Source organism: Paenibacillus sp. GCM10023250, from assembly GCF_042653205.1.
Classification (GTDB): Bacteria; Bacillota; Bacilli; order Paenibacillales; family Paenibacillaceae; genus Paenibacillus_Z.
This window is the reverse complement of record NZ_JBHSHY010000025.1, coordinates 26,556-50,410: the sequence shown is the minus strand read 5'-3', so window position 1 is coordinate 50,410 and position 23,855 is coordinate 26,556. Positions and strand designations below refer to the sequence as shown.

Below are 23,855 nucleotides of genomic sequence, written 5' to 3'. Positions count from 1 at the left end.
TTAATAGCAAACTGACGATGCGTTTCGGGAGGGTCAAGCATGATGACGAAGGAGCAGTGGAACGGGCGGCGGGTCGACGATTACTTGGACTTGTACAATTACGCGGGGGCGATCGGAGACAACGCCTGGCAGGCGGAAATCGTGGAAGTATTGCGGCGGAAGGACGCCGCCCGCGACGAGACCGTCCGGGAACGGACGAAGGAACAGCTGTGGCTGCAATTCAACGCGATCAACTATAAGATGATGGAGCTGTTCGCGCTGATGCGCCAAAGCGGCAGCTCTGAGGAGGAAGCCGCCATCCGGGATTCGATCGGGCAGCTGAAGCTGCGGCGGCTGGATCTCGTGAAGCAGATCAAGGAGCTGTGCTGACGAACCGCGGCACGCACCCGAGCCGCCCACGGCGAATCGCCCACGCCGAATAAGCCCTTGCCAGCCTTATCGTCCGCGGCCGGCAAGGGCTTATTCAGCGTTTGAATCGGGTGCCTTCGTCAGTCGACGATCAATTTGCCGACCATGTTGGCATGGCCCGAGCCGCACATGACCGAGCAATGGTACGGGTGTTCGCCCGTCTTGTCGGCGGTGAAGGTCGCGGTACCATTGTTCTCTTTGATGTCCACGTTGAAATCCGGTATCGCGAAGCCGTGCGAGCCGGCTTCGTCGACGAGCGTCACCGTCACTTTATCGCCCTGCTTCACGTGAATTTCGGGTTGGTCGAATTTGAAGTTGGTCGCCTTGACCGTTATGTTCTGCGCGCCTCCGCCGCCGGCGTTCGTACCGGCGTTCGTGCCGGCATTCGTTCCTGTGTTCGTTCCCGCATTCGTGCCGCCGTTATTCGCGGCATCGTTGTTCTTGCTGCCGCCGCAGCCGGTCAGCGCCAGCGCCGCCATGCAAACGAGCGCCGCCGTAAAAAAGCCCTTGCCCAGTCGGTTATTCATCGTTCATCCTCCTTATTTAGCTTGTTCCAATTCCTTGACGGGCTGCTGCTGCTCTTCCGTCGCGTCGTCGATTATAATGCCCTTCGTCGAGTTGCGGAATTCGCGCAGCGTATCGCCGAACGCGCGGCCGAGCTGCGGCAGCTTGGCCGGCCCGAAAACGATGAGCGCGATGGCCAGAATGATGATCAGCCCGGAAATGCCGACATTGTTGAACATGCGGATGACCTCCTTTCCCGTATCGGTTGAATGCGCGGTGCGCGCTTATGGCATCGCCGGCTTCAGTGCCCGTTTCTCCCGCCTCCGAAAATACCGGATGCTGACGAAAGCGCTGATCTCGAACAGCAGGATGAGTGGAAGCGTCACCGACAGATGCGAGACGAAATCCGGTGGAGAGATGAGCGAACCCAGTACGGCCAAGCCGACGTACGCAAACTTGCGCGCCTGCTTCAGCTTTCCTGGCGTGAGCAGCCCGATGCGGGTCAGCAGGAGCAGCACGAGCGGCATTTCGAACGCGATGCCCATCGGCAGCAGGAAGCTGACGAGGAAGGACACGTAATGCTGGATGCCGTACACCTCTTGCGCCCCAATCGACCGATTGAGCTTGATCATGAACGCGATCATCATCGGCAGGGCGACCAGGTAGCCGAACAGCACGCCGGCCGCGAACAGCAGCAGCGAAAGCGGCACGTACATCAGCGTCGCCTTCGCTTCCGATTCGGTCATCCCCGGCCGCGCGAACGCCCACAGCTGGTAGACGAACACCGGCAGCGATAGCAGCAGCCCGACCATGAGCGCGCATTTCATATAGACGGCCAGACCATCGGACAGCGAGAAGACGCTCCATTCCACCTTCACCGATCCGAGATGCGTCTTGACGAAATGCAGCAAGCGCGGCGACGCGTAAAGACCGGCGGCCAGGGAAAGCACGAACCACGCCGCCGCAACGATGAGCCGCTTGCGCAGCTCCGTCAAATGCGCGATCAGCTCCCGGTCCGCGGACAGTTTGCCGTTCTCCCGGCCGCTCATGTGAGCGGTCCGGGTTTGGCGATATATTTGGCGATGCCTTCCGCCGCCCGGTAGGCGAGCGCCCCGACGGTCGCCGTCGGGTTGAACCCGCTGTTATGCGAGAACGCCGACGCACCGACGACGAACACGTTCGGGGCATCCCACATTTGCAAGTAGTTATTGACGACCGACGTCTTGGGATCGCTTCCCATAATGGCGCCGCCCGTATTATGCGTGGACTGGTACGGCACGATGTTGTACTGCTTGATGGAGTTATGAACCTCCGTCTGTGTGCCCCCCATCCCGTCGGCGATTTCCTTCGTCTTACCCGCGATGTACGTCACGAGCTCGCGGTCCTGGTCCTCGAAGTCGAACGTCAGCCGGATCAGCGGCAGGCCGAGCGCGTCCTTGTAGGTCGGATCGAGATCAAGGTAATGGTGGCGCCACGGCATGCTGGAGCCCTGCGCCGCCACGGTCAGCACGCGGTTCGAGTAATGGAGCGTCTGCTTCTTGAATTCGGCGCCCCATTTGGCGGTGCCCATCGGCGCGGGCTGGAACTGGATCGGCCTCGCGCCCGTCTGCGTGAACCGGATGTTCGCGCCGTGCAGAAACTTCAGGTCCGCGTGATCGAAATTGTCGCCATTGTAATCGTCGATGCTGCTGCCGAGCGCCCCCGCGCCCATCGCCAGGTTGAATTCGCGGTCCTCGTACATGACGTTCGTGCTGGCGCCGTTCACTTGATAGGCGTAGTTGCGGCCGACCGCGCCCGTGTCGGATTGCGGGTCGTACGGCCGGCCGAGCTTGGAGAGCAGCAGCAGGCGGACGTTGGAGAACAGGTAGCTCGCGAGAATGACGACGTCCGCCGGCTGAATGTACTCTTCGCCGGTCGGTGTATTGACGTAACGGACGCCCGTCGCCTTCTTGCCATCGTGCAGCACTTCCGTTACGGTCGAATGCGTCCGGAGGTCCAGCTTGCCCGTCTTCTGGGCGACGGGCAGCACCGTGACGACAGGATCGGATTTCGCCCCGTATTCGCAGCCGAACCGCTCGCAGTAGCCGCAGTATTGGCAGGCCGCCCGCTCGATGCCGTCCGGGTTTTTGTACAGCTCGGTCAGGTTGGCCGACGGAATGACGTACGGGTGGTAACCGAGCTTCTTCGCCGCATCCTCGAACAGCTTCATGCCCGGCGTTTTCTTCATCGGGCCGACCGGGAACGGCTTGGACATCTTCCCGACGTTCGGCTGGGTTGTCTGCTCGCCGCCGATGCCGGCCATCTGCTCGAATTTCACGTAATACGGCTCCAGCTCGTCGTAGGTGATGCCCCAGTCGCGGATCGCCATGCCTTCCGGAATTTTTTTGGCGCCGTAGCGCTCGATCGTCTTGCTGCGGATCTGGAAATCGTACGGCAGGAACCGGTAATACTGGCCGTTCCAATGGACGCCCGCGCCGCCCAGCCCTTCGCCGAGCAGGAACGAGCCGTAGCTGCGCATCGGCAGAGCCCGCTGCTTGTCCGTGTTGCGGAACGTGACCGTTTCTTTGGACAAATCCTGCATCAGCTCGTAGCGGGACGCGTAGCGCAGCTCGTCGTGCACATGGAAGTAATCCTGCGTGTTCCGGCTTTTGCCCCGCTCCAGCCCGACCACGGAATGGCCGGCCTTCGTCAGTTCCGCGGCGAGGATGCCGCCGACCCAGCCCATGCCGACGATGACGATCGGCACTTTCGGAAGTTTCGTAGCCATGGTCTCCTTCCTCCTCCTAACCCATTTCCAAATGATCGCTTAAGCTCAACGGCTCCATCTTAACGAACTCGTCCTTCTCGATGTCGTTGAAGTAGCTCATCTGGTTGCCCGGGAAGTTGCGCATGCGCCAGCCTCCCATGTTCTTGTTGCCGCCGTACAGCGGATCCGCATAGACGCCCTCGATCGTCAAGTTCAGGAAATAGTTGAAGAACGTCGAAGCCGGTACGCCTTTCAAATGCACCGCGTCCGACTCGAAATCGCCGAGCACCTTGTCCTGCTCCTCGGGCGCCAGATCCGGAAATCCCTTCTGATATTTGTCGTTGCTGTATAAATTAAGCGCGTCCAGGCCGAGGGCGATCAGTTCCCTCCGCTTGAAGGACAGCTGGTAGCCCTGCGTCGCCTCGGACTTGTAAAACGGCGGGTTCATGTACTCGCGTCCGTTCAAGCCGTAGGAACTGGCCATTTGATGGTCGATGAAAAAGGCGACGCCGAGCTCCTTCGCCCCCGGACCCGACTCGTCCTGCGGATAGATGCGTTCGGCCGCCGCCTCCGCCGTCAGAAACTGATCCTGGTTGAAGTACATCAGCGCTTGGTTATAATCGCGGTCCGCCGCTTGCGCCGCCTTCTTCTGATCGGTCTGCTGCACGCGCGGTGCCGGCTGGTTCTTCGTCTGCTTCGCATTCGCCCCGATCAGACCGCCGATGACGCCGCCGACCACGACGCCGCCAATCGCGGTACCCGAATACTTGAGAAACTGCCTGCGCGACTCGTCGCGGGGCTGCTCGGGCGGATCTTGCTTGTTCGCCATGCCACTCGCCTCTCTTCCGAAAGTTGGGGAACTCCTTGAGGTTAGTCTTTTCCAGCGAACGCAGCATTATCCACGAATGGGAAACTTCCGGCGGCGAAGCGCGGCCCGGCAGCGAAGCGTGGCCCGGCGGCGAACGGCGCAGGGCCGCGTTAAGGCGCTGCGGCCAAGACCGTCCGCTTGCTCAAGGACCCGTCGGGGGCGATCCGGAATTGAACCTCCCCGTTCAGATCCGTTCTCGCGGCAGGGATGCCGGCAGCTTGCAGCCGCTCCACGACGGTCGGATGCGGATGCCCGTAGATGTTGTTTCGTCCGACGGAGATGACCGCCTGCGCCGGATGCCAGTACGCGAGCCAGTCGTCCGTCGTCGACGTTTTGCTCCCGTGATGGGAAATCTTCATGACGTCGACCGGCGCCGAAAGCTGCTGCTGCTCCGGCGACGGCGGCTGCTCCTGCAGCTGCTTCATCAGGCTGCGCTCCTCGGCGGCGTCGGCGTCGCCGGCGAACAGAAACCGCCTGCCGTACAGGTCGAGCAGCACCGCGACGCTCTCGCCGTTCTGTTCGTCGGCTTTGGGCACGGCGGGCGTCCCTTTGCCGGCTTCGAGCAGCACCGGCGGAGAGCCGATGATCCGGATGCTGGCATGCGGGTCGATATCCCAGACGCGGCCGCCTTCCGCGCGGTAGAGCGGGATGCCTGCGTCCACCGCTTCCCGCAGCAGGGCGACGGCATCCGGGGAGTCCTTGACCGAGCCGTTCCACAGCACGGCGCGGACGGGGATGGACGCCATCACCGCGAGCAATCCCTTGATATGGTCGCTGTCGAGATGCGACAGCACGAGCAGGTCGAGTGCGTGCACGCCCCGCTGCTGCAGCAGCGGCACGACGACCTTGCGCCCGACTTCAAACGGATCCTTGCGCTGCCGCCATGGCTCGCGGCTGCCGAACTCGACGGCACCGCCGCCGTCGATCAGGATATGTTTGCCGCCCGGAGTCCGAACGTAGACGGAATCGCCCTGGCCGACGTCGAGAAACGCGACGTAGCCGTCCCGGTCGAGCGTATCCGGGAAATACGCGAAGAGCGCCAGCCCGGCCAGCGCCGCGGCGGCGAGCCCGAGCAGGACGCGGTTCCGCTTAAGCATGCCGGGCGATGCCGCAGGCAGCTGGATGAACGGCGCCGACCACACCTCCTCGGCGCCGCTTGCGGCTGGCGGCGGAGAGCGGAGCGGCTGCGTCGGCTCGTCCTCCGTCAGCTGCGCGGACGACAGCGGCAGGCCGTCCGGCAAGGAGCCGGGGTCGGCCGCATCAATCGTGCCGCGTTCGGCTTCCTCCTCGGCCCGTTTGGCCGCCTGAAGCGAGCCGAGCGCCCGGAACGCCAGCGCGAGCGCCGCGTAGATCACCGCGACCCACCACAGCGGCGGCGTCGCCCAGATCAGCCGGAAGCTCTTCCACCCGCTCAGCTTCAGGACGAAGCCGAAGGTCAAGTCGTTGCCGACCGCCGCGATCGCGGCGGCGAGCGCACCGGCCGGATGCCACAGTCCGTCCAGCACGAGGGAGGCGCCGCCGAGCGGCATGACGATGAAGCTGATGAACGGCACGAGCACGAGATTGGCCGCGATGGACAGCACGTGCAGCTGATTGAAGTAATAGATCGTCAGCGGCAGCGATACCGCCTGCGCGACGACCGTGACCGCGAGCAGGTCGCACAGCGACTTGCTCCACCATTTGCGGCCCCGGGGCAGCAAGCCGCGGACCGGCGTCGTGCCGAGCATGAGTCCGGCCGTCACGAGGAACGACAGCTGGAACCCGACGTTGCCCAGCATGTACGGGTCCCAGACGAGCATGAGCAGGGCGGCCGCCGCGAGCAAATGCAGGCCGTCCTTCAGCTTGTGAAGGCGAGCCGCCGCGAGTCCGAGCATCGCCATGATGCCGGCACGGACGACCGACGGCGAAGCGCCCGCGAGGAACACGTAGAACGGCACCGCCGCGATGAGGACGAGAAGCATCCGCTCGCGCGTCATTCGAAGCAGCCGCAGCAAGCTGCCGAGCACGTACAGGAACACGGCGACGTGCAGCCCCGAAATCGCCAAAATATGCGTCAGTCCGAGCTGCGAAAACCGTTGGAACATGTCCGGATCGAGGTCGTCGCTGATGCCGAGGACGAGGCCTTTCATATAGCCGGCCTGAACGCCGGGGTACAGCGCATCCATCCGCTTGCCGAGCGCGGCGCGCAGCGCGTCGATCGGCTCCAGCAGCGCGGCCACGGTCCAGCGCGGGCCGGGTTCGGTCCTTACGGCGGCCGCGCCGGCCGCGCCGAGCACCCAATGGATGCGCTGGCCATGCAAATACGCGCGGTAATCGAAGCCGCCGAAATTGCTGCCCGCGGACGGCACCGACAGCGTCCCGGCGACGGTCACCCGCTGCCCGCGGCGCCAATCTCCCGCGATGTCCAGCTCCCGCTCCTCCGCCAGCTTCACCTGCACGAGCAGCAGCTCCCCGCCGAGCGCGGCGGGCGCTGCATCGTCGCCGTCCCGCAGCGTAAGCCTGCCGCCCGACACGCGAAACTGCACCCGGTCGCCGTCGATCTCCGGCGGAGATGCGATCGTCCCGGCCAGCTCCGCCGCGAATTCGGCGGCGTCCGCCGGCGAAGCCGCAAGCGCCGCGGCATATTGCGCCGGCAGCGCCGCGACGTTGCGGGCATCGGCCCAGGACCGCTGCCCGGCCGCCAGCCCGTACGCCGCCAAGCAAGCGGCGGCGAGCGGCCACGAGCTGCGCCGCGCCAGCGCCAGCGCCGCGAGCGCGGCCAGCAGTGCGGCGCCGGCATGCCGGCGGCCGCCGAGCTGCCCAGCACCCAGCAGACCGTAAACCAAACGAGCGGCCTCCCCGTCATGCCAGTTCCTCCCCTTTCGCTTTTTCATGTTCGATTGTTTTACCCGCGCCTTCCCGAAAACGCAAAAAACCCCCGGCCCGCCCCGGAAGCGCGTCCCCGGCCGATAAGGCCGGGGTGCCGCTTCCTGGGGCAGCCAGAGGTTCTTCCTCATGGATGCATATGCGGTTATATGACTACGAGACGACGTTCATGACGGCTTGCGCCGGCGGCTCGTACGGTGTCAATTGACGGAATGCGATGCCCATGACGCCCATGAGCGCTTCAACCTTCTCGCTGTCCTTGTGGTAGACGCGGTGATAGACGATCTCCTTGATGCCGCTGTTGGCCAGCATATTCGCGCACGTCCAGCAGGGCTGGTCCGTCACGTAGACCGTCGAGCCTTCGCGGTCGATCCGGTCAGTGAAAAGCAGCAAATTTTGCTCCGCGTGAATGGTGCGGATGCAGCGCTGCTTCTTGATCATCCGCTCGGCGCCGTCCTCGACCTGCAGCTCGTATTCCTCCACGATCATGCAGCCGTCCTCGGAGCAGTCCGCCACGCCCATCGGCGCGCCGTTGTAAGCCGTGCCGAGCAGCTTCTTGCCCTGCACGAGCACCGCCCCGACATGCCGCCGCGGGCAGCGCGAACGGGTCGCGGCCATATAGGCGATGTCCATGAAATACGTATCCCAGTCTTTTCTCGCGTTATCGTTTGCTTCCGGTACCATGGCTTGCAAGTCTTCCTTCCTTCGGGAGCCGGCCTTCGGCTTACTGCTGGCTGGCCGCCAATGCTTGTGTTAAATCGTGCAAAATATCGTCGATGCCTTCCGTGCCGACGGACAGCCGGATCATACCCGGCGTCACGCCCGCCGCGGTCTGCTCGCTCTCTTCGAGCTGCTGGTGCGTCGTGCTCGCGGGATGAATGATGAGCGACTTGGAGTCGCCGACGTTCGCCAAATGCGAAAACAGCTGAACCGCGTCGATCACTTTCTTGCCAGCTTCGACGCCGCCCTTGATGCCGAACGTCAGAATGGCGCCTTGTCCCCGCGGTAAATACTTCTGCGCGAGATCGTAGGACGGATGGCTTTCGAGCCCCGGGTAATTGACCCACTCCACCGCTTCGTGTGCTTCTAGGAACCGGGCCACGGCCAGCGCGTTCGCGCTGTGGCGCTCCATACGCAGATGCAGCGTCTCGAGCCCCTGCAGCAGCAGGAACGAGTTGAACGGTGAAATCGCCGCGCCCATGTCGCGCAGCAGCTGCACGCGCATTTTAATGATAAACGCGATCGGCCCTACCGCGTCCGTATAGACGACGCCGTGGTAGCTCGGATCCGGCTCGGTCAAGCCCGGGAACTTGCCGCTTCCCTTCCAGTCGAACTTGCCGCCGTCAACGACGACGCCGCCGATGGACGTGCCGTGGCCGCCGATGAATTTGGTGGCGGAATGGACGACGATGTCCGCGCCGTGCTCGATCGGCCGGCACAAGTACGGGCTCGGGAACGTATTGTCGACGATGAGCGGAATGCCGTGCTTATGCGCGATGTTCGCCACCGCTTCGATGTCGATGATGTCGCCCTTCGGATTGCCGATCGTCTCGGCGTAGAGCGCTTTCGTGCGGTCCGTGATCGCGGCTTCGAAATTGGCCGGGTTCGACGGGTCGACGAACTTCGTCCGGATGCCCAGCTTCGGGAACGTGTGCGCGAACAGGTTGTACGTACCGCCGTACAGGCTCGTCGCGGATACGATCTCGTCGCCGGCCTGCGCGATGTTGAGAATCGAATATGTAATGGCGGCTTGTCCGGAAGCGACGGCCAGCGCGGCCGGCGCGCCTTCGAGGGCGGCGATCCGCTTCTCGAACACGTCGCTGGTCGGATTCATGATGCGGGTATAAATATTGCCGAATTCCTTAAGCGCAAACAAGTTTGCCGCATGGTCCGTATCCCGGAAACCGTAAGAAGTCGTCTGGTAAATCGGTACTGCGCGGGAAAGGGTCGCCGGGTCGATTTCCTGGCCTCCGTGGACGGATAGCGTTTCGATAGAAAGCTTTCGTTGTTCGGACATTAGACATTTCCTCCTCGCCTGATTGGACGGGATGGCAAAGATCCCGTTCTCTACCATTGTCGCACAATCATGGCTGCAGAACAATGAAAGACTTCATCTTTTCTAGTAGTTTCGGACCAATGCCTTTGACCCGAAGCAGGTCGTCCGCACTCTTGAACGGCCCGTTGCGCTCGCGGTCGTCGGCGATCCCCTTCGCCTTCGCCGCCCCGATCCCCGGCAGCTCGTCGAGCTCCTCCGGCGTCGCGCGGTTGATATCGACTTTGCCATCGGCCGACACGGCGCCGGAGCCGGAGAATGCGCCGGCATCGGCCGCGCTCTTGTTCGGCGCTGCCGTCCCGGGATTCCCGCCGGTTATGCCGGCTTCCGCGCCGCCGGGCGCCGGCATGCCGGCGCCCGTCCCGCCAGCCCCTGCGCTTGCATCCGCTCCGGCCGCGTTCGTTCCCCCGCCCTTCGCGCCCGAGTCGGTCCCGGCTGCCTTGCCGCCGCCATGGCCCGGCGCATCCGCCTTGCCGGCTTCGAGCGCGTCGAGCGCTTCGTCCGCCTGCGCGTTCATCGCGGTCCATTGCGGCGGCCGCGCGGACGCGTCGCGCTGCATCAGCGCCGCCGCGATGAGCGCGACGGATGCGGCGGCGCACAGCGCGGCGGCCCACCACCCGCCGCGCCGCCGGTGCTGCCCTATTGCTCGTTTCGTCATGTGGATCTCCCCTTCGTCGTTCTGCGATCTTTTTATGATAATCGGTCATGTCGGCCTTGCCCGCGCGCATAGTGTAGTAAGAGCATCTTCGTTCCGGGCCGAATTGCCCATCCGAAGCGTTCGTCGGGCCATACGGCCACCAAACGTCTGTTGAAGCTGCGCCAACGAAAGGCGGGCGCATGGGAGGGATTGCAATGAATGTCGGGTTTATCGGGATTGGAAGCATGGGCAGCCTGCTGATCGATGCGTTCATCGGATCGGGCGCACTCAAACCATCGCAAATCACGGCCAGCAATCGAACATTCGCGAAAGCAGCCTGCCTCGCCGACCGACACCCCGGCTTGCAGGCCGTCCCCCTCAACCGCGATGCCGTGACCGGCAAGGACATCGTGTTCCTGTGCGTCAAGCCGATGGAATACAAAACGGTGCTCGACGGCATACGCGAACACATGCAGGCGAGCCAGCTGATCGTATCGATCACGAGCCCCGTCCTGCTGGACCAGCTGGAGGACGCCCTGCCCTGCAAGGTGGCCAAGGTCATTCCCAGCATCACCAATTACGTGTGCAGCGGCGCCTCGCTCTGCATGTACGGCAGCCGGATGACCGAAGCCGACATCGCCCGGCTGAACGGCCTGCTGTCTTATATCAGCGAACCGCTTCACATCGACGAGTCGCATACGCGCATCGTCTCGGATCTGTCCAGCATCGGACCCGCGATCATGTCCTGCCTGCTGCAGCGGTTCATCGACGCGGCGGCCGAGGAGACCGGCATTCCGCGCGAGCAGGCCCGGCTCATCGCGAGCGAAATGCTGCTCGGCACGGGGCAGCTGCTGACCTCGGGCGGCATGTCGCCGGAGGAGCTGCAGGCCAGGGTTGTCGTGCCGGGCGGCATCACGGCGCAGGCGCTCGCGCTGCTGAACCGCGAGCTCGACGGCGTGTTCAACCGGGTCATCCGGGCGACGCACGCCAAGTATCATGAAGATTTGGAGCGCGTCGCCGACAGTTTATACGGCAAAGAGGTGAACGGCCCTTAACGCATGCTTTGCGTTAAGAGGTCGTTCACCTCTTTTTTGTACTCGCAGGGGATTAGCCTGCGACGATATTGACGAGCTTGCCTTTGACCACGATCAGCTTGCGGACCGTCTTGCCCGCGATGGCTTCGGCCACTTTGTCCGACGCCTTCGCGATCCGCTCCATCTCCGCTTCGTCCGTATCGGCCGCGATGGAGAGGCGGTCGACGATCTTGCCGTTCACCTGCACGACGATTTCGATCTCCTGATCGACCGTCCACGCTTCGTCGTACGACGGCCATGCCGCGTACGTCAGCGCGTCTTCGCGGCCGAGCTTCGACCACAGCTCCTCGGCGATGTGCGGCGCGAGCGGGGACAGCATCTGCACGAAATGCTCCATCGCCTCGCGCGGCAGCGAGTCTGCCTTGTACGCATCGTTGACGAAGATCATCAACTGGCTGATCGCCGTGTTGAAGCGCAGGTTTTCGTAGTCGTCCGTCACCTTCTTCACGGTACGGTGCCACGTCCGTTTGAACGCGTCGGAGGAACCGCCGCCGATCTTCTCGCTCAGCTCGCCGTTCTCGCCGACGAACAAGCGCCATACACGGCCGAGGAAGCGGTACATGCCTTCCACGCCGTTCGTATTCCACGGCTTCGTCGCTTCCAGCGGGCCCATGAACATTTCGTACATGCGCAGCGTGTCCGCGCCGTATACGTTCACGATGTCGTCCGGGTTGATCACGTTGCCGCGCGATTTGGACATCTTCTCGTTGTTCGTGCCGAGAATCATCCCTTGGTTGACCAGCTTGTGGAACGGCTCCTTCGTATCGACCACGCCGATATCGTACAGCACCTTATGCCAGAAGCGGGCATAGAGCAGGTGAAGCACCGCGTGCTCCGCACCGCCGATGTAGAGGTCGACCGGCAGCCATTCCTGCTGCTTCTCCTTCGAACACAGCTCCTGGTCGTTGCGCGGATCGATGAAGCGCAGGTAGTACCAGCAGCTGCCCGCCCACTGCGGCATCGTGTTCGTCTCGCGGCGCGCGCGCATGCCCGTCTCGGGATCGACCGTCTCGACCCACTCCGTCACGTTCGCGAGCGGCGATTCGCCCGTGCCCGACGGCTTGATCTGGTCGACGTCCGGCAGCAGCAGCGGCAGCTGATCTTCCGGCACCGGCTTCATCGTGCCGTCCTCCAGATGGAGAATCGGAATCGGTTCGCCCCAATACCGCTGGCGGCTGAAGAGCCAGTCGCGAAGACGGTACGTCACCTTGCCTTGTCCCTTGCCTTCCGCTTCCAGCCACGCGATGGCCTTCGGAATCGCTTCTTCGGTGCCGAGTCCGTTCAGGAACCCAGAATTGACGTGCGGTCCGTCACCGGCGAAGGCGGCCTGCTCGACGTCGCCGCCCTGTACCACTTCCACGATCGGCAGGCCGAACTGCTGCGCAAACTCCCAGTCGCGCTCGTCATGGCCCGGAACCGCCATGATCGCGCCCGTGCCGTAACCGGCCAGCACGTAATCGGCGATCCAGACCGGCACGCGCTCGCCGTTGATCGGGTTGATCGCGTAAGCGCCCGTGAACACGCCGGTTTTGTCCTTCGCCAAATCCGTGCGCTCCAGATCGCTCTTGCGCGCGGCCGTCTCCTGATAGTCCTTGACCGCCGCCGACTGCTCCGGCGAGGTGATCGCTGCCACGAGCTCGTGCTCCGGTGCGAGCACGCAGTACGTCGCGCCGAACAGCGTATCCGGACGGGTCGTGAACACGGCGAGCGAAGCGTCATGGCCGTCGATCGCGAACGTCACTTCCGCGCCCTTGGACTTGCCGATCCAGTTGCGCTGCATGTCCTTGATGCTCTCCGTCCAGTCGAGCTCCTCCAAATCCTCGAGCAAGCGCTCCGCGTATTCCGTGATCTTCAACACCCATTGGCGCATCGGCTTGCGGATGACCGGATGGTTGCCGCGTTCGCTGAGGCCGTTGATGACCTCTTCGTTCGCGAGCACCGTGCCGAGCGCCGGGCACCAGTTCACCGGCACTTCCGCGACGTACGCGAGGCCCTTCTTGTACAGCTGGATGAAGATCCACTGCGTCCATTTGTAATACTCCGGATCCGTCGTACTGAATTCGCGGTCCCAGTCGTACGAGAAGCCGAGCGACTTGATCTGGCGCCGGAAATTATTGATGTTCTTGACCGTGATCTCGCGCGGGTGCTCGCCCGTGTCGAGCGCGTGCTGCTCCGCCGGCAGGCCGAACGCGTCCCAGCCCATCGGGTGAAGGACGTTGTAGCCGCGCATCCGCTTATACCGGGATACGATATCCGTGGCCGTATAGCCCTCCGGATGGCCGACGTGAAGTCCCGCCCCCGACGGGTACGGGAACATGTCCAGCGCGTAAAATTTCGGCTTGGCCGGATCCTCGGTCGTTTTGAACGTTTTATTTTCGTCCCAGTGCTTCTGCCATTTCGGCTCGATGACAAGCGGGTTGTACCCCTGCTGTTCCTGGCGTTCCTGCGTCATGATTCGTGTGCCTCCCTGTTCTATGGCCTGCGCCTACCGCGCAAGCGGCAATAAAAAAACCTCCCGCCCCCAGCGATTGTCGCTAGGGACGAGAGGATTGCGCTCCCGTGGTACCACCCTAGTTAACGGACGGATATGCTTTACCGCCGTTCACTCGTGACCCTTAACGCGGGCGAAACGGCATGCCTTCCCGAATCCGAGATCCGGTCCGCATGCGGCTCCGAGGCGAGTTCGCTTCGCGCTGGTCCGGCTTCCACCACCCGCCGGCTCTCTTGACCTAACGCGTCCCAAGCTACTGCTCCTCTTCAACGCCTTACAAAAAGATGGTTACTTCAATTATAATGAAACCGCCCCGCCCCTGTCAAGGCAGGAAGCGCCCAATCCAACCAAGATCGGACAAGATTCACTTCACCGCGGCGAAAAACAATCGTTCCGTGTCGCTATCCGGCGGCTCCAGCTCGAAATCCGCATACACATCGACCCGGGAGAACCCCGTCGCCAACAGCGCTTCCCGAAGCCATTCCGCGTCGTACGCGCGCTGCACGTGCACTTCCTCGATCCGCGCGTACGCGCCGCCGGACCGCTCCGCGAATATCGTCAGCCGATGCTCGATCTCCATCCGGTCCTCGTCCAGCTCGCTCGTCCAGATGTAGGCGATATCCGGCTCGTCCAGCACGAACGGCTGCTCCTCCGCATAGCGCGCCAGCGTCCGCGGCGCGTGGACATCGAACAGGAAGACGCCGCCCGGCTTGAGCCCGCGGTACGTCGCCTGGAACGCGTCCAGCACGTCGTCGTCCTCCGTCAAATAATTGAGGCAGTCGCAAAAGGAAACGACGCTGTCGGCCGGCCGGCCGATGTCCCATTCCGTCATGTCCTGCCGCAGCCAGACAGTCGTACCGCTGCCGGCAGCCTCGTCCTGCTTGCACCGGGCGATCGCCAGCATGTCGGACGATAAGTCAATCCCGTATACCGTATAGCCCGCCCGCGCGAGCGGAAGAGCGATGCTGCCCGTGCCGCAGCCCAGGTCGACCACGGTCGACGGCTTCCCGTACCGCCGCCAGCAGGCGTCCGCGAACGCGAGCCACCGCGGATACGGCATGTCCGCCATGAGCCGGTCGTACACGGAGGCGAATTGCGTATACGCTTCCATCGTCGGCCTCCTACTCCTGCGAGCCCGGCTTCGCGGCCGTATCGGCCATCCCGGCCGCATGCTTCGCGTCGCCGTCCGGCGCTTCGCCGCGCCCGCCTGCCGCGTCCGCTTCGGTCAGCTTCGTCCAGCTGCCATCCTGCGCGACGAGGCCGTCGCGCATCAGCTTCCCGAGCGCCCGCTTGAACGCGCTTTTGCTAATGCCGAACTTCTGCTTGATGATGTCCGCGCTCGTCTCGTCCGAATACGGCATCGCTCCGTTCGGGCGCGCCTTCATGAACGCCAGGATCCGGTCGGAATCCTCGAGACGGCCGACTTCCTTGCGCTGGTTCATCGACAGGTTCACGCGCCCGTCCTCGCGGACGAACGTCACCCGCGCCTTCACCCGCTCCCCGAGCCGGAGCAGCCTTGTCCGGTCGCCCGACGGGATGAAGCCGAACGCACCGAAGCCGAGCACCCCGCCGTCGATCATGACGAACGAGCCGATCTTCAGCGTCTTCGTAACCCAGCCTTCCACCCACGTGTTCTGCCAGGACGTCGGCGCCCGGAACGCCAGCTCCGCGAGCTCCTCCTCGAACGCGACCTTCGCGACCAGCCGGCCGATCTTGTCATGCGCGAGAATGACGTGCACCTCGTCGCCGCGCTGCGGACGCAGCTCCTTCAGTTCCGGCTGCTCCGACAGCGGCAGCAGCAGTTGGCGGCCAAGCCCCATCTCGAGAAAAGCGCCGATGCGCGGATGAATGTCAGCCACCGCGAGCCGCGCCACTTCGCCGAGGCGAATGAGCGGCTTCTTCATCGTGGCGGCGAGACGGTCCTCGGAATCGTAGAAGAGGAACACGTCGTAAAATTGCCCGATTTGCGGACGATGGCCGACGAGCTCCGTATAATGCATCAGCACTTCGTTCTCGCCGTCCGTCATGAAGTAGCCGTAGGGCGACACTTCCCGCGCAAGCTTCAGCTTCATCGTCGTGCCGGCTACGAGACTCATGCGAATTCCACGACCTTCGCGTCGGACCACAGCCGTTCGATGCTGTAATACTCGCGCTCGTCCCGATGGAAAATATGCACGATGACGTCGCCGATATCCACGAGCACCCATCTGCCGGCGTCCGCGCCTTCGATGCCGCGCACGCGCGCGCCGCGCGCTTCCGCCTGCTTGCGGATCTCCGTCGTAATGGCCTGCACCTGCACGTCCGAATTTCCGTGGCAGATGACGAAGTAATCCGCGATGAGCGAGATGTTTTTCAAGTCGAGCGCGACGATGTTATGCGCTTTTTTGTCCTCCGCCGCCGCAACCACTGCCTGCAGCAGCCCTTCCGAACTCAATGTCATTCTTCAGCCTCCCGTAGTCGTAAAATCAAATCATTGCGCGCCGCGACGGTCAGCGGAAAGATCCGCTTCCCCTGCTGCAGCAAATACGCAATCGTCGAATCGAAGCCGGCAATCAGCGCCTGCTCCAGACTATGCTCGGCCAGCTCCCGGATGTGCGCCACGCCGGGAAACTCCCGGCCCGGTTCCATGTAGTCGGCCAGGCAGACGATCTTGTCCATCAGCGTCATGCCCTCGCGGCCCGACGTATGGTAACGGATCGCGTCCAGAATCTCGGGGTCGCCGATGCCGTAATCCCGCTGTGCGACGAATGCGCCGACCGGGGCATGCCACAGCTCTTTATCGTACCGCAGCAGCTCTTCCGGCATCCGCTGCTCTCGAATTATCGTTTCCATCCGCGCCGTCGGCCAATACTTCGCCACATCGTGGAGAATCGCCGCCCGCTCTGCCCGCTCAGGATCGCCCCCGAACCGTTCGGCCAGCACGATTGACGTCGCCATGACACCGAGCGTGTGCGTCCAGCGGCGCTCCGGCATCTCGGCCTTGACGGCCGCCATCATCTCATCGCGCGTCATAGAGTCCGTTCCTCCGTATGAACGAATGGACCTTATCCGGCACCAGGAACCGGATGGAGCGTCCCGCCGCGGCCCGTTCCCGGATCGCCGTGGAGGAAATGTCAATCCGCGGCATTTCGACGACGGTCAGCTTGTCCGCGATCGAGGCCGGCAGCCGGTCCAGCTCCAGCGTCTCGCCGGCGCGCGTCACGCCGATGAAGGATGCCAGCTGCGCCAGCGCGTCGATGTCGTGCCATTGCGCCAGATCGTTCACCCGGTCCGCGCCGATGATGATGCTGAAGGCCCGTCCGGGGTACTGCCCGGCGAGCGCCTGGATCGTATCGACCGTATAGCTCGTGCCTTCCCGTTCCAGCTCCAGGTTCATCGCCCGAAAATACGGCTGGAAATCGATGGCCCGGTAGACCATCTCCAGCCTGGAATCGCCGTCCGCGACCGGCCCGTGCTCTTTCAGAGGCGGATGCCCCGACGGCACGAACCATACCTCGTCCAGCCCGCAGGCTTCCCTGGCGGTTTCCGCGGCAAGCAAGTGCCCGTAATGGATAGGGTCGAACGTGCCGCCCATGAATCCCACTTTCATCAACTGCCCGCAGCTCCTTTCGTATTCTCGCCCTGTCGGGCGCCGAGCCCGGTTCGTTACGGGAGCTCGATCGTTTTATGATCCTTCGATTCCTTGTAGAGGACGATCGTCTTGCCGATGACCTGCACGAGCTCGGAGCCCGATTCCGCGGCCACCCACTCGCCCACTTCCTTCGGGTCTTCCGTGCTGTTGTTGAGCACGTTTACTTTGATCAGCTCGCGGACTTCGATCGCTTCCTCGATGTGGCGGATCAAATTCTCGTTCATGCCGGACTTGCCGACTTGGAAAATCGGATTCAAATGGTGCGCGAGCGCGCGCAAATGCCGTTTCTGCTTGCCTGTCAACATGCTTCGGGTTCCTTCTCTCGTCAAATTAGCTTTTGGACCGGAGCGCCTCGAGCACCGTCTCGCGCATCGCGGCGGCCGGCGCGGGCCGTCCCGTCCAATATTCGAAGGCGTAAGCGCCTTGGTAAATAAACATGCCGAGGCCGCCGTGGATCAGGCAGCCCCGTTCCTTCGCCTCCGCTAGGAAGCGCGTCGTCAGCGGATTGTAGATCAGGTCGCTCGCGACGGCGCCCGGCCGGAGCCACGCGCTGTCCAGCGGCGACGCCTCCACGTTCGGATGCATGCCGAGCGAGGTCGTGTTGATGACGATGTCGCTCTCCGCGCACGCGCCGCGCAGCTCGTCCTGGCCGATCGCGCGGATGTCCGGCACGAGGCCGCGGAACGCGTCCGCCAGCTCCTCGGCGCGGGCGACGGTGCGGTTCGCGATCGTGACCGACGCCACGCCTTCGCGGGCCAGCGCGTACAGAATGCCGCGCGTCGCGCCGCCGGCGCCGACGATGAGCACGCGGGCTCCCGTCAGGTCGGAGCGGACCTCCTCCTTGAGCGAACGGACGTAGCCGATGCCGTCGGTATTATAGCCGGTCAGCCGGCCGCCGTCGTTCACGATCGTGTTCACCGCGCCGATCGCCCGCGCGCTCTCGTGCAGGTCCTCGAGCAGCGGCATGACGTCGAGCTTATGCGGAATCGTAACGTTCACGCCGCGGATTCCCATTGCCCGGACGCCCGCCATGAATTCGGCCAGCCGGTCGGCCGTGATATGGAACGCCGTATAAATGCCGTTGATGCCGCATTCCCGGAAGGCGCGGTTCATCATGACCGGCGACTTGGAGTGCCGGATCGGATCGCCGATGACGCAATACAGCGTCGTCTGGCTGTCAACCGTGTTGCCCATGCTTTCGTTCACTCTCCCCGTCAAGCTTGCGAATGGGCCGGCCGCTCTAGATCAGCGCGTCGCGGGTCAGCACCCGGACGCCCTTGGGCGCATGGATGTCCACGATGGCGCCGGCCCCCCCGTTCACGTGAATCCACCCCAGACCCGAGACGAAGATGTCGGTGTCGGTTCCCCGGCGGATGTTCATGCGGTGCCGCGTCCAAGCGGGCATCTCTTCGAGCTCTTCCCGCGACGGCGGCGCCAGCAGCTCGCCCTTATGGTTCGCGAACAGCTCGTCCGCACGCTCCAGCTTCGTCCGGTGCACCTGCAGCGCGTTGGAGGCGTAAATCGAGAACGACTGGCGGTCGCCTTCGACGAAATCGAAGCGGGCAAGCGCCCCGAAGAACAGCGTCTGACCGGCGTTCAGCTGGTAAACGAGCTGCTTGATCGGCTTGTCGGGCAGCAGCGCGCCGAGCACGCTCCGCGGGACGAGCTCCGTCATACGGTGCTTGTAGACGATGCCCGGCGTGTCGATGATTTCCTTGCCGTCGTCGAGCGGAATATGGACCGCGTCGAGCGTCGTGCCGGGGTAGCGCGACACCGTCAGCTCCCGCTCGAGGTCGCTGTAGTCGCGGATCAGCCGGTTGATCAGCGTCGACTTGCCGACGTTGGTCGCGCCGACGACGTAGACGTCGCGGTCGACGCGGTGGCGGCCGATCGACTCGATGACGCGCTCGAAGCCGATGTTGCGCTTGGCGGAGCAGAGCACGATATCGACGACCTTCAGGCCTTCGGCCTTCGTCTGCTTCTGCGCCCAGTTGAGCAGCCGGTTCGGGTTGATCCCCTTCGGCAGCAGGTCGATCTTGTTCACGACGAGCAGCACGGGGTTATTGCCCACGAACCGCTGCAGGCCGGATATGAGGCTGCCCTCGAAGTCGAACAGGTCGACGATATGGACGACGAGGCTGTTCGTCCCGGCAATGCTGCCGAGCAGCCGCAAAAACTCGTCGTTATCGACCGCGACCGAAGCCGCGTCATTGTAATTTTTGATCCGGAAGCACCGCTGGCAGACGGGCGGTTCTTTGGCCAGCGCCGCCTCCGGGATGTAACCGGGCATGTCCGCCGACGCCGTCTGCAGCTTCGCGCCGCAGCCCGCGCACGACTTCGCGCCCGTTTCTTGACGATTGATCATGAATTCCGTTCCTCCTCGGGCCATAGCCCTTTCTTCCGCAGCCGGGACAGGGCGATCTTCTCGAGCATCCGGTTAAACCGGGTCATGATGCCTTCGTCTTCCGGCGCGATCGGACGGACCAGGATCGTGAACAAGCCCATGCGGCGGCCGCCGAGCACGTCGGTCATCATCTGATCGCCGATGACGGCCGTCTGTCCCGCTTCCAGGCCGATCTCCCGAAGCGCCCGGACGAACGCGGCGTTCGCCGGCTTGCGCGCGGCGTGCACGAACGGAATGTTGAGCGGCTTCGCGAACTTGGACACGCGCGTCTCGCTATTGTTCGAGACGATGACGACCTTGAAGCCGAGGCCGCGCACGTCGTCCAGCCATTTGACGAGCTGCGGCGTCGCGAGCGGCACCTTGGCCCCGACGAGCGTGTTATCGAGATCGGTGATGATGCCGCGGATGCCCTGCTCCTTCAAAACATGCAAATTAATATCATAGATGGTATTGACGCGCATTTGCGGCAACAGCCGTTCGAACATAGATTCGACTCCCTCGGTTGCATAGGCGAGCCGTACGCCTGCGTGCATTCATAAATCAGCACATGGTTACGACCAGCCCTGTCATTGCTATCACGCAAACTATACCATAAGTTGCGAATTTGTTGCAAAAAAGCCGGGAAGGCGGTGATGCGCCTTCGCCGGCTCTGCGCTGCCCGGTCAGCCCAAGTGCTCGCGGATCTGCTTCATCGATGCCGATGCGCGCTCCGCCTCCTCCTCGGTCAACTGCCGGCTGCTGTACATCGCGTTCTCGAACGCCTGCTGCACAGCCTTGAACTGCGGCTGCAGCGAGGTCAGGCGGGTCGACCAGCGGCTCATCGTCTCGCGGACCGTCTCATTCTTCTGCACCTCGAGGCCCTTCTTGCGGCAGTGCCGGATCAGCCGGTTCGTCTCGTAGACGATGCGCGCGTTGACGGAATCCCCGGCGCCCCGGTAACGGCGGAGCAGCGCCGGGAAGGCGCGGCAGCCGTACGCCGCGAGCGCGAGCGCCAGCAGGCCGGCCGCCGCCCAGAACATCCACGGCTTCACGGAGAATCCGCCGTCTTCCTCGGCGGGCGCGGCGTCCGTGCTGCCCGTGTCCGCCGGCTCGACCGGCGTGACGGCCGCCGGCTCGTCCTCGGGCATCGCGTACGGGTACGAGAAGCCCGGCGTCGCCTCGAAGGGCAGCCAGCCGTAGCCGTTAAAGTACACCTCGACCCAGGAATGAGCGTCGGCGTTCCGGACGGTGTACGTGCCCGGCCCGTCCGGATCGATCGGCGGGCCGCCCGGCATGCCCTGCAGCTGTTCGAGGCTCGGGTTGCCCGGCATGCTGCCGGACGAATAGCCTTTCACCCAGCGGGCCGGGATGCCGAGAGAGCGCGTCATGACCGCCAGGCTCGTGGAGAAATAATCGCAGTAGCCTTCCTTCATCTCAAATAAGAACGCGTCGACGAAATCCTTGCTGGATTTCAAGCTCAAATCGGGCGTGTTCGTGTACGCGTAATTCGTCTGCAGGTAGCTGATGAGCGCCAGCACCTTGTCGTACGGCGTTGCCGCGTTCCGGGTCAGGTCCCGTGCCAGCGTCTTGACGCGGTCCGGCAGCTCCTTCGGCAGCTGCAGGTAAATCTCGCTCAAGCCGGAACCCGTCTCCGCTGCGGCGCCGGCGCGCAGCGCCTTCTCGTCCAGGATCGGCACGTTCGATTGCAGCTCGTACGTCTTGGGGTAGCTCGCCGACGACGACCGGGGCAGCCGCAGCTCCCAGGAGTCCGGCAGCCAGTTCAGCGCCGGGAAGCCGTCCGCGCTGCCGTTGATCGACGTGACCTTCGCGATCGGCCCCGCGCCGAACAGCACGGGAAACTTGTCCTTGCGGACCATCGTGATCGACTGCTCGACGGTTTCCGTCTTCGTGGACGCCGGAAGGCCGTTCGCCTTCAGCGCCTCGCCGCCGCCGACGTTCGGCTGCTGGTCTTCGGCACGCTCTTCCGGCGATTCCAGCCAGCCGGTGCCGTTGTACAGCGCGCGCGTCTCGCCGCGCCAATAGCTTTTGAGATTCGTCGTCACTTCCATGACGGGAGTGTAGTCGAACGTGAACCCGCCGCCGAGCATGCTGTCGTTGCGGCTGTAGCCGGAGCGCGTATCGGCGTCGTTCTTGGAGGCGGCGACCGTGATCGCCTTGTCGCCGACGAACGACGGCACCGTCTCGCCGCGCGATTCCTTCCATGCCGTATACGGATCGGTCAGCACCGGCTTCACCGTCGGCACGAACAAGCCGGCCGCCATGACGAGCGTCAGGATCAGCAGAATCGGCAGGAATAGGCTGAGCGGATACTCGAGCAGCTGCTCCCAGTTGTCCGGATGGCGCCGCTTGAAGCCGGCGAAATGGCTCGCCACCAGCCAGCCGAGGGCGATAAACACGATCCATGCGATCTCCTCCCAGAGGTAGATCGGCGTCAGGACCGAATCCGCCGCCGCGAGCGACAGCACCGCCGCTCCGGTCAGCAGCAATATATAGCTCCGCCTGCGGCGAAGCAGCATAATGACGTGGAAGACGGCCAGGATGCCGAGGCTGATCCAGATGAACGGCGACAGCTGCTCGAATTGATGGCCGAACCAGTAGGACCAATCCCCCAGGGACCGGCGGCTGCCTTCGAACGGCATCCATTGAAAATCGGAATACGCCAGATTGAGCCCGGCGAGCGCGATCAGCTGCACCCCGACCGACAGCGTCTTGGACGGGACGAAGACGTTCGCCAGTGCCGCGACGAGCAGCATGCCGTTCACGATCGCGAACGTCTCGCTCCACCAGTAATCACCCAGGCAGCGGATCCATTGATAAATCAGAAGCGCCGCGAAGCAAGCGGACGCCTTGCGGTACAGATCGTCCGCGAGCCAACGGACGACCGCGCGTCGAATCGTCGTCATGGCCGGCCTCCTTCCAGCGCCTCGGGCAGCTCCTGCAGCTTGCCGACCTGGTACACGGCGAAGCCGCTTCGGCGCAGCAGCCGCAGCCATTCGCCCGCCCGGATGTCGCTGACCTTGGCACGTTCCTCGTCCGGCCGCTTCAGATGGATCAGGACCGGCACCGCGCCGGTCCGGTTCAGCCATTCCATCGCGCGCACGGTTTCCTCGCCCGATTGCGGGCTGACGATGATGACGATGGAACCCGCCGCCGCGAGCGCGCCCGACTGGCGGACCGCCCGGTACAGCGGCTGGTCGCCGTCCGCCTGCACGCGCACGAGATGCTTCAGCATGAGCTCGCGCTGGTCGGCGGAGGCTTGCGGCGCGTAGCCTTCATGCTTGGCGCCGACCGAGATGAGCCCGACCGCCGTGGAGCGGCGGAAGCCGAAGTCGAGCAGCGAAGCCGCGGCGGATACCGCGAGCTCGAATTGCTCCGGCTGCTCGTACACCCCGAAGCAGCGGTCCAGCATGACGATCATGCGCGGCAGTGACTCCCGCTCGAACTCCTTGGATTTCCATTGGCCGGTTTTGGCCGTCGCGCTCCAATGGATGCGGGACAGCCGGTCGCCATATATATATTCGCGGACGCCGTTGATCTGCGTCGTTTCTTTCGACGAGGAGCGCGACGCGGAGGTGGAGAACGGTCCTTTCGAACCATACTTCATCTGCCGCCATTCGCGGATGGCCGCCGTGCGCGGATAGACGCTGAACGGCACGGACGACTCGAACGTCCCCGTATGCTCGAACAGCCCGAAGATGTCGCGCGTGGAGCATTCCGTAGCCTCGAACCGGTAGACGCCCCGCTCCAGCGGAGGCGTCGTGTAATGAATCGTTCCCGCCCGGCGGTAATTCGGCACGAACGACGCTTCGAACGGGACGGCGTTGCCGTTCTGGGCGATCAGCCGGTCGCGGACGAGCACGTACGGTATCGGCCAGAAGCCGGGAATTTGGACGTCGAGGTTCACTTCGACCCGCGCGCCCGCGACGAGCGGCTGGTCGCCGGGCGCGCTCGTCCCGCCGAGCAGCCGCCGCTCCCCCGTCACCTGGGCGATGCCGCTCCAGCGGCCGAACACGAGATAGACGAGCAGCACGTTGAAGATGCAGAAGAGCATGAGCGACGTCTTGCCGCCTTGAAAGAGCACGAACAGCAAGGAGGTGACGTACAGAAAGCCGAGCAGCCGCCACCGGAACATCGTTGCTTTCGCGGTCAGCATA

23 protein-coding genes and 1 other annotated feature are annotated in these 23,855 nt (G+C 63.8%); of the genes, 2 read left to right on the top strand and 21 right to left on the bottom strand.

Features of this window, described 5'->3' with window-relative positions; all coding sequences use genetic code 11:
• Window positions 1-39: 39 nt before the first annotated feature.
• Window positions 40-369 carry a hypothetical protein gene (locus tag ACFPB1_RS18610; protein WP_379227612.1) on the top strand — a complete coding sequence of 110 codons (330 nt, stop codon included), beginning with the start codon at window positions 40-42 and terminating at the stop codon, window positions 367-369.
• A gap of 119 nt (window positions 370-488) precedes the next feature.
• Here ACFPB1_RS18610 and ACFPB1_RS18605 read toward each other — a convergent pair whose 3' ends face one another.
• The 9 genes from ACFPB1_RS18605 to ACFPB1_RS18565 all read right to left on the bottom strand — a co-directional run bounded on the left by ACFPB1_RS18605 (window position 489) and on the right by ACFPB1_RS18565 (window position 10,102).
• Complete coding sequence (locus tag ACFPB1_RS18605; protein WP_379227611.1) at window positions 489-935, bottom strand: cytochrome C oxidase subunit II; 447 nt, start codon at window positions 933-935, stop codon at window positions 489-491.
• Between the two features lie 12 nt (window positions 936-947).
• Window positions 948-1,151, bottom strand: a complete 204-nt coding sequence (gene tatA / locus ACFPB1_RS18600; RefSeq protein ID WP_379227610.1) for a twin-arginine translocase TatA/TatE family subunit — start codon at window positions 1,149-1,151, stop codon at window positions 948-950.
• Between the two features lie 45 nt (window positions 1,152-1,196).
• Window positions 1,197-1,961 carry a twin-arginine translocase subunit TatC gene (tatC, locus tag ACFPB1_RS18595; RefSeq protein WP_379227609.1) on the bottom strand — a complete coding sequence of 255 codons (765 nt, stop codon included), beginning with the start codon at window positions 1,959-1,961 and terminating at the stop codon, window positions 1,197-1,199.
• A complete protein-coding gene (locus ACFPB1_RS18590) occupies window positions 1,958-3,679 on the bottom strand; it encodes a GMC family oxidoreductase (protein ID WP_379227608.1) in 1,722 nt (573 codons plus the stop codon). Before ACFPB1_RS18590 ends, tatC begins: the two co-directional genes overlap by 4 nt.
• 16 nt (window positions 3,680-3,695) lie before the next feature.
• A complete protein-coding gene (locus ACFPB1_RS18585) occupies window positions 3,696-4,487 on the bottom strand; it encodes a gluconate 2-dehydrogenase subunit 3 family protein (RefSeq protein ID WP_379227607.1) in 792 nt (263 codons plus the stop codon).
• A 149-nt stretch (window positions 4,488-4,636) separates the two neighbouring features.
• The gene (locus ACFPB1_RS18580) at window positions 4,637-7,351 is read right to left on the bottom strand and encodes a ComEC/Rec2 family competence protein (protein WP_379227606.1); all 2,715 of its coding nucleotides are present in this window, start codon (window positions 7,349-7,351) and stop codon (window positions 4,637-4,639) included.
• 193 nt (window positions 7,352-7,544) lie between these two features.
• Complete coding sequence (locus ACFPB1_RS18575) at window positions 7,545-8,075, bottom strand: deoxycytidylate deaminase (protein WP_379227605.1); 531 nt, start codon at window positions 8,073-8,075, stop codon at window positions 7,545-7,547.
• Window positions 8,076-8,115: 40 nt separating this feature from the next.
• Complete coding sequence (locus ACFPB1_RS18570; RefSeq protein WP_379227604.1) at window positions 8,116-9,408, bottom strand: homocysteine synthase; 1,293 nt, start codon at window positions 9,406-9,408, stop codon at window positions 8,116-8,118.
• 67 nt (window positions 9,409-9,475) lie between these two features.
• Window positions 9,476-10,102 carry a ComEA family DNA-binding protein gene (locus ACFPB1_RS18565; RefSeq protein ID WP_379227603.1) on the bottom strand — a complete coding sequence of 209 codons (627 nt, stop codon included), beginning with the start codon at window positions 10,100-10,102 and terminating at the stop codon, window positions 9,476-9,478.
• A 194-nt stretch (window positions 10,103-10,296) separates the two neighbouring features.
• Between ACFPB1_RS18565 and comER the strand changes: the two genes are divergently transcribed.
• Window positions 10,297-11,136 carry a late competence protein ComER gene (gene comER / locus ACFPB1_RS18560; RefSeq protein WP_379227602.1) on the top strand — a complete coding sequence of 280 codons (840 nt, stop codon included), beginning with the start codon at window positions 10,297-10,299 and terminating at the stop codon, window positions 11,134-11,136.
• A 52-nt stretch (window positions 11,137-11,188) separates the two neighbouring features.
• Here comER and leuS read toward each other — a convergent pair whose 3' ends face one another.
• The 12 genes from leuS to ACFPB1_RS18500 form a co-directional block, all read right to left on the bottom strand.
• Entirely contained in the window at window positions 11,189-13,627 is a 2,439-nt protein-coding gene (gene leuS / locus ACFPB1_RS18555; RefSeq protein ID WP_379227601.1) for a leucine--tRNA ligase, read from the bottom strand.
• An 81-nt stretch (window positions 13,628-13,708) separates the two neighbouring features.
• Window positions 13,709-13,945 (bottom strand) — a binding site (T-box leader).
• An 85-nt stretch (window positions 13,946-14,030) separates the two neighbouring features.
• Window positions 14,031-14,777, bottom strand: a complete 747-nt coding sequence (locus ACFPB1_RS18550; protein ID WP_379227600.1) for a class I SAM-dependent DNA methyltransferase — start codon at window positions 14,775-14,777, stop codon at window positions 14,031-14,033.
• A 10-nt stretch (window positions 14,778-14,787) separates the two neighbouring features.
• Window positions 14,788-15,762, bottom strand: coding sequence for a S1 RNA-binding domain-containing protein (locus ACFPB1_RS18545; protein ID WP_379227599.1), 975 nt, complete (start codon window positions 15,760-15,762; stop codon window positions 14,788-14,790).
• On the bottom strand, window positions 15,759-16,106 hold the full coding sequence (gene rsfS / locus ACFPB1_RS18540; protein ID WP_379227598.1) for a ribosome silencing factor: 348 nt from the start codon (window positions 16,104-16,106) through the stop codon (window positions 15,759-15,761). The genes ACFPB1_RS18545 and rsfS overlap by 4 nt, the downstream gene beginning before the upstream one ends.
• Window positions 16,103-16,678 (bottom strand): bis(5'-nucleosyl)-tetraphosphatase (symmetrical) YqeK, encoded by a 576-nt coding sequence (gene yqeK / locus ACFPB1_RS18535; protein ID WP_379227597.1) that lies wholly within the window; start codon window positions 16,676-16,678, stop codon window positions 16,103-16,105. Before yqeK ends, rsfS begins: the two co-directional genes overlap by 4 nt.
• Entirely contained in the window at window positions 16,665-17,255 is a 591-nt protein-coding gene (gene nadD / locus ACFPB1_RS18530; protein ID WP_379227596.1) for a nicotinate-nucleotide adenylyltransferase, read from the bottom strand. Before nadD ends, yqeK begins: the two co-directional genes overlap by 14 nt.
• A 56-nt stretch (window positions 17,256-17,311) precedes the next feature.
• On the bottom strand, window positions 17,312-17,602 hold the full coding sequence (yhbY, locus tag ACFPB1_RS18525) for a ribosome assembly RNA-binding protein YhbY (RefSeq protein ID WP_379227595.1): 291 nt from the start codon (window positions 17,600-17,602) through the stop codon (window positions 17,312-17,314).
• Window positions 17,603-17,627: 25 nt separating this feature from the next.
• Window positions 17,628-18,491 carry a shikimate dehydrogenase gene (locus ACFPB1_RS18520; RefSeq protein ID WP_379227594.1) on the bottom strand — a complete coding sequence of 288 codons (864 nt, stop codon included), beginning with the start codon at window positions 18,489-18,491 and terminating at the stop codon, window positions 17,628-17,630.
• Between the two features lie 46 nt (window positions 18,492-18,537).
• Entirely contained in the window at window positions 18,538-19,662 is a 1,125-nt protein-coding gene (gene yqeH / locus ACFPB1_RS18515) for a ribosome biogenesis GTPase YqeH (protein WP_379227593.1), read from the bottom strand.
• Window positions 19,659-20,186 carry a YqeG family HAD IIIA-type phosphatase gene (locus ACFPB1_RS18510; RefSeq protein ID WP_379227592.1) on the bottom strand — a complete coding sequence of 176 codons (528 nt, stop codon included), beginning with the start codon at window positions 20,184-20,186 and terminating at the stop codon, window positions 19,659-19,661. The genes yqeH and ACFPB1_RS18510 overlap by 4 nt, the downstream gene beginning before the upstream one ends.
• Window positions 20,187-20,363: 177 nt before the next feature.
• Window positions 20,364-22,604, bottom strand: a complete 2,241-nt coding sequence (locus ACFPB1_RS18505; protein WP_379227591.1) for a transglutaminase TgpA family protein — start codon at window positions 22,602-22,604, stop codon at window positions 20,364-20,366.
• Window positions 22,601-23,854 carry a DUF58 domain-containing protein gene (locus ACFPB1_RS18500; RefSeq protein WP_379227590.1) on the bottom strand — a complete coding sequence of 418 codons (1,254 nt, stop codon included), beginning with the start codon at window positions 23,852-23,854 and terminating at the stop codon, window positions 22,601-22,603. Before ACFPB1_RS18500 ends, ACFPB1_RS18505 begins: the two co-directional genes overlap by 4 nt.
• Window position 23,855 lies beyond the last annotated feature (1 nt).

Excerpts from the sequence above, each read along its gene's own strand:
- ACFPB1_RS18610 (WP_379227612.1), top strand. The coding sequence starts at position 40 with ATGATGACGAAGGAGCAGTGGAACGGGCGGCGGGTCGACGATTACTTG.
- ACFPB1_RS18605 (WP_379227611.1), bottom strand. The coding sequence starts at position 935 with ATGAATAACCGACTGGGCAAGGGCTTTTTTACGGCGGCGCTCGTTTGC.
- tatA (WP_379227610.1), bottom strand. The coding sequence starts at position 1,151 with ATGTTCAACAATGTCGGCATTTCCGGGCTGATCATCATTCTGGCCATC.
- tatC (WP_379227609.1), bottom strand. The coding sequence starts at position 1,961 with ATGAGCGGCCGGGAGAACGGCAAACTGTCCGCGGACCGGGAGCTGATC.
- ACFPB1_RS18590 (WP_379227608.1), bottom strand. The coding sequence starts at position 3,679 with ATGGCTACGAAACTTCCGAAAGTGCCGATCGTCATCGTCGGCATGGGC.
- ACFPB1_RS18585 (WP_379227607.1), bottom strand. The coding sequence starts at position 4,487 with ATGGCGAACAAGCAAGATCCGCCCGAGCAGCCCCGCGACGAGTCGCGC.
- ACFPB1_RS18575 (WP_379227605.1), bottom strand. The coding sequence starts at position 8,075 with ATGGTACCGGAAGCAAACGATAACGCGAGAAAAGACTGGGATACGTAT.
- ACFPB1_RS18570 (WP_379227604.1), bottom strand. The coding sequence starts at position 9,408 with ATGTCCGAACAACGAAAGCTTTCTATCGAAACGCTATCCGTCCACGGA.
- ACFPB1_RS18565 (WP_379227603.1), bottom strand. The coding sequence starts at position 10,102 with ATGACGAAACGAGCAATAGGGCAGCACCGGCGGCGCGGCGGGTGGTGG.
- comER (WP_379227602.1), top strand. The coding sequence starts at position 10,297 with ATGAATGTCGGGTTTATCGGGATTGGAAGCATGGGCAGCCTGCTGATC.
- leuS (WP_379227601.1), bottom strand. The coding sequence starts at position 13,627 with ATGACGCAGGAACGCCAGGAACAGCAGGGGTACAACCCGCTTGTCATC.
- ACFPB1_RS18550 (WP_379227600.1), bottom strand. The coding sequence starts at position 14,777 with ATGGAAGCGTATACGCAATTCGCCTCCGTGTACGACCGGCTCATGGCG.
- ACFPB1_RS18545 (WP_379227599.1), bottom strand. The coding sequence starts at position 15,762 with ATGAGTCTCGTAGCCGGCACGACGATGAAGCTGAAGCTTGCGCGGGAA.
- rsfS (WP_379227598.1), bottom strand. The coding sequence starts at position 16,106 with ATGACATTGAGTTCGGAAGGGCTGCTGCAGGCAGTGGTTGCGGCGGCG.
- yqeK (WP_379227597.1), bottom strand. The coding sequence starts at position 16,678 with ATGACGCGCGATGAGATGATGGCGGCCGTCAAGGCCGAGATGCCGGAG.
- nadD (WP_379227596.1), bottom strand. The coding sequence starts at position 17,255 with ATGAAAGTGGGATTCATGGGCGGCACGTTCGACCCTATCCATTACGGG.
- yhbY (WP_379227595.1), bottom strand. The coding sequence starts at position 17,602 with ATGTTGACAGGCAAGCAGAAACGGCATTTGCGCGCGCTCGCGCACCAT.
- ACFPB1_RS18520 (WP_379227594.1), bottom strand. The coding sequence starts at position 18,491 with ATGGGCAACACGGTTGACAGCCAGACGACGCTGTATTGCGTCATCGGC.
- yqeH (WP_379227593.1), bottom strand. The coding sequence starts at position 19,662 with ATGATCAATCGTCAAGAAACGGGCGCGAAGTCGTGCGCGGGCTGCGGC.
- ACFPB1_RS18510 (WP_379227592.1), bottom strand. The coding sequence starts at position 20,186 with ATGTTCGAACGGCTGTTGCCGCAAATGCGCGTCAATACCATCTATGAT.
- ACFPB1_RS18505 (WP_379227591.1), bottom strand. The coding sequence starts at position 22,604 with ATGACGACGATTCGACGCGCGGTCGTCCGTTGGCTCGCGGACGATCTG.
- ACFPB1_RS18500 (WP_379227590.1), bottom strand. The coding sequence starts at position 23,854 with ATGCTGACCGCGAAAGCAACGATGTTCCGGTGGCGGCTGCTCGGCTTT.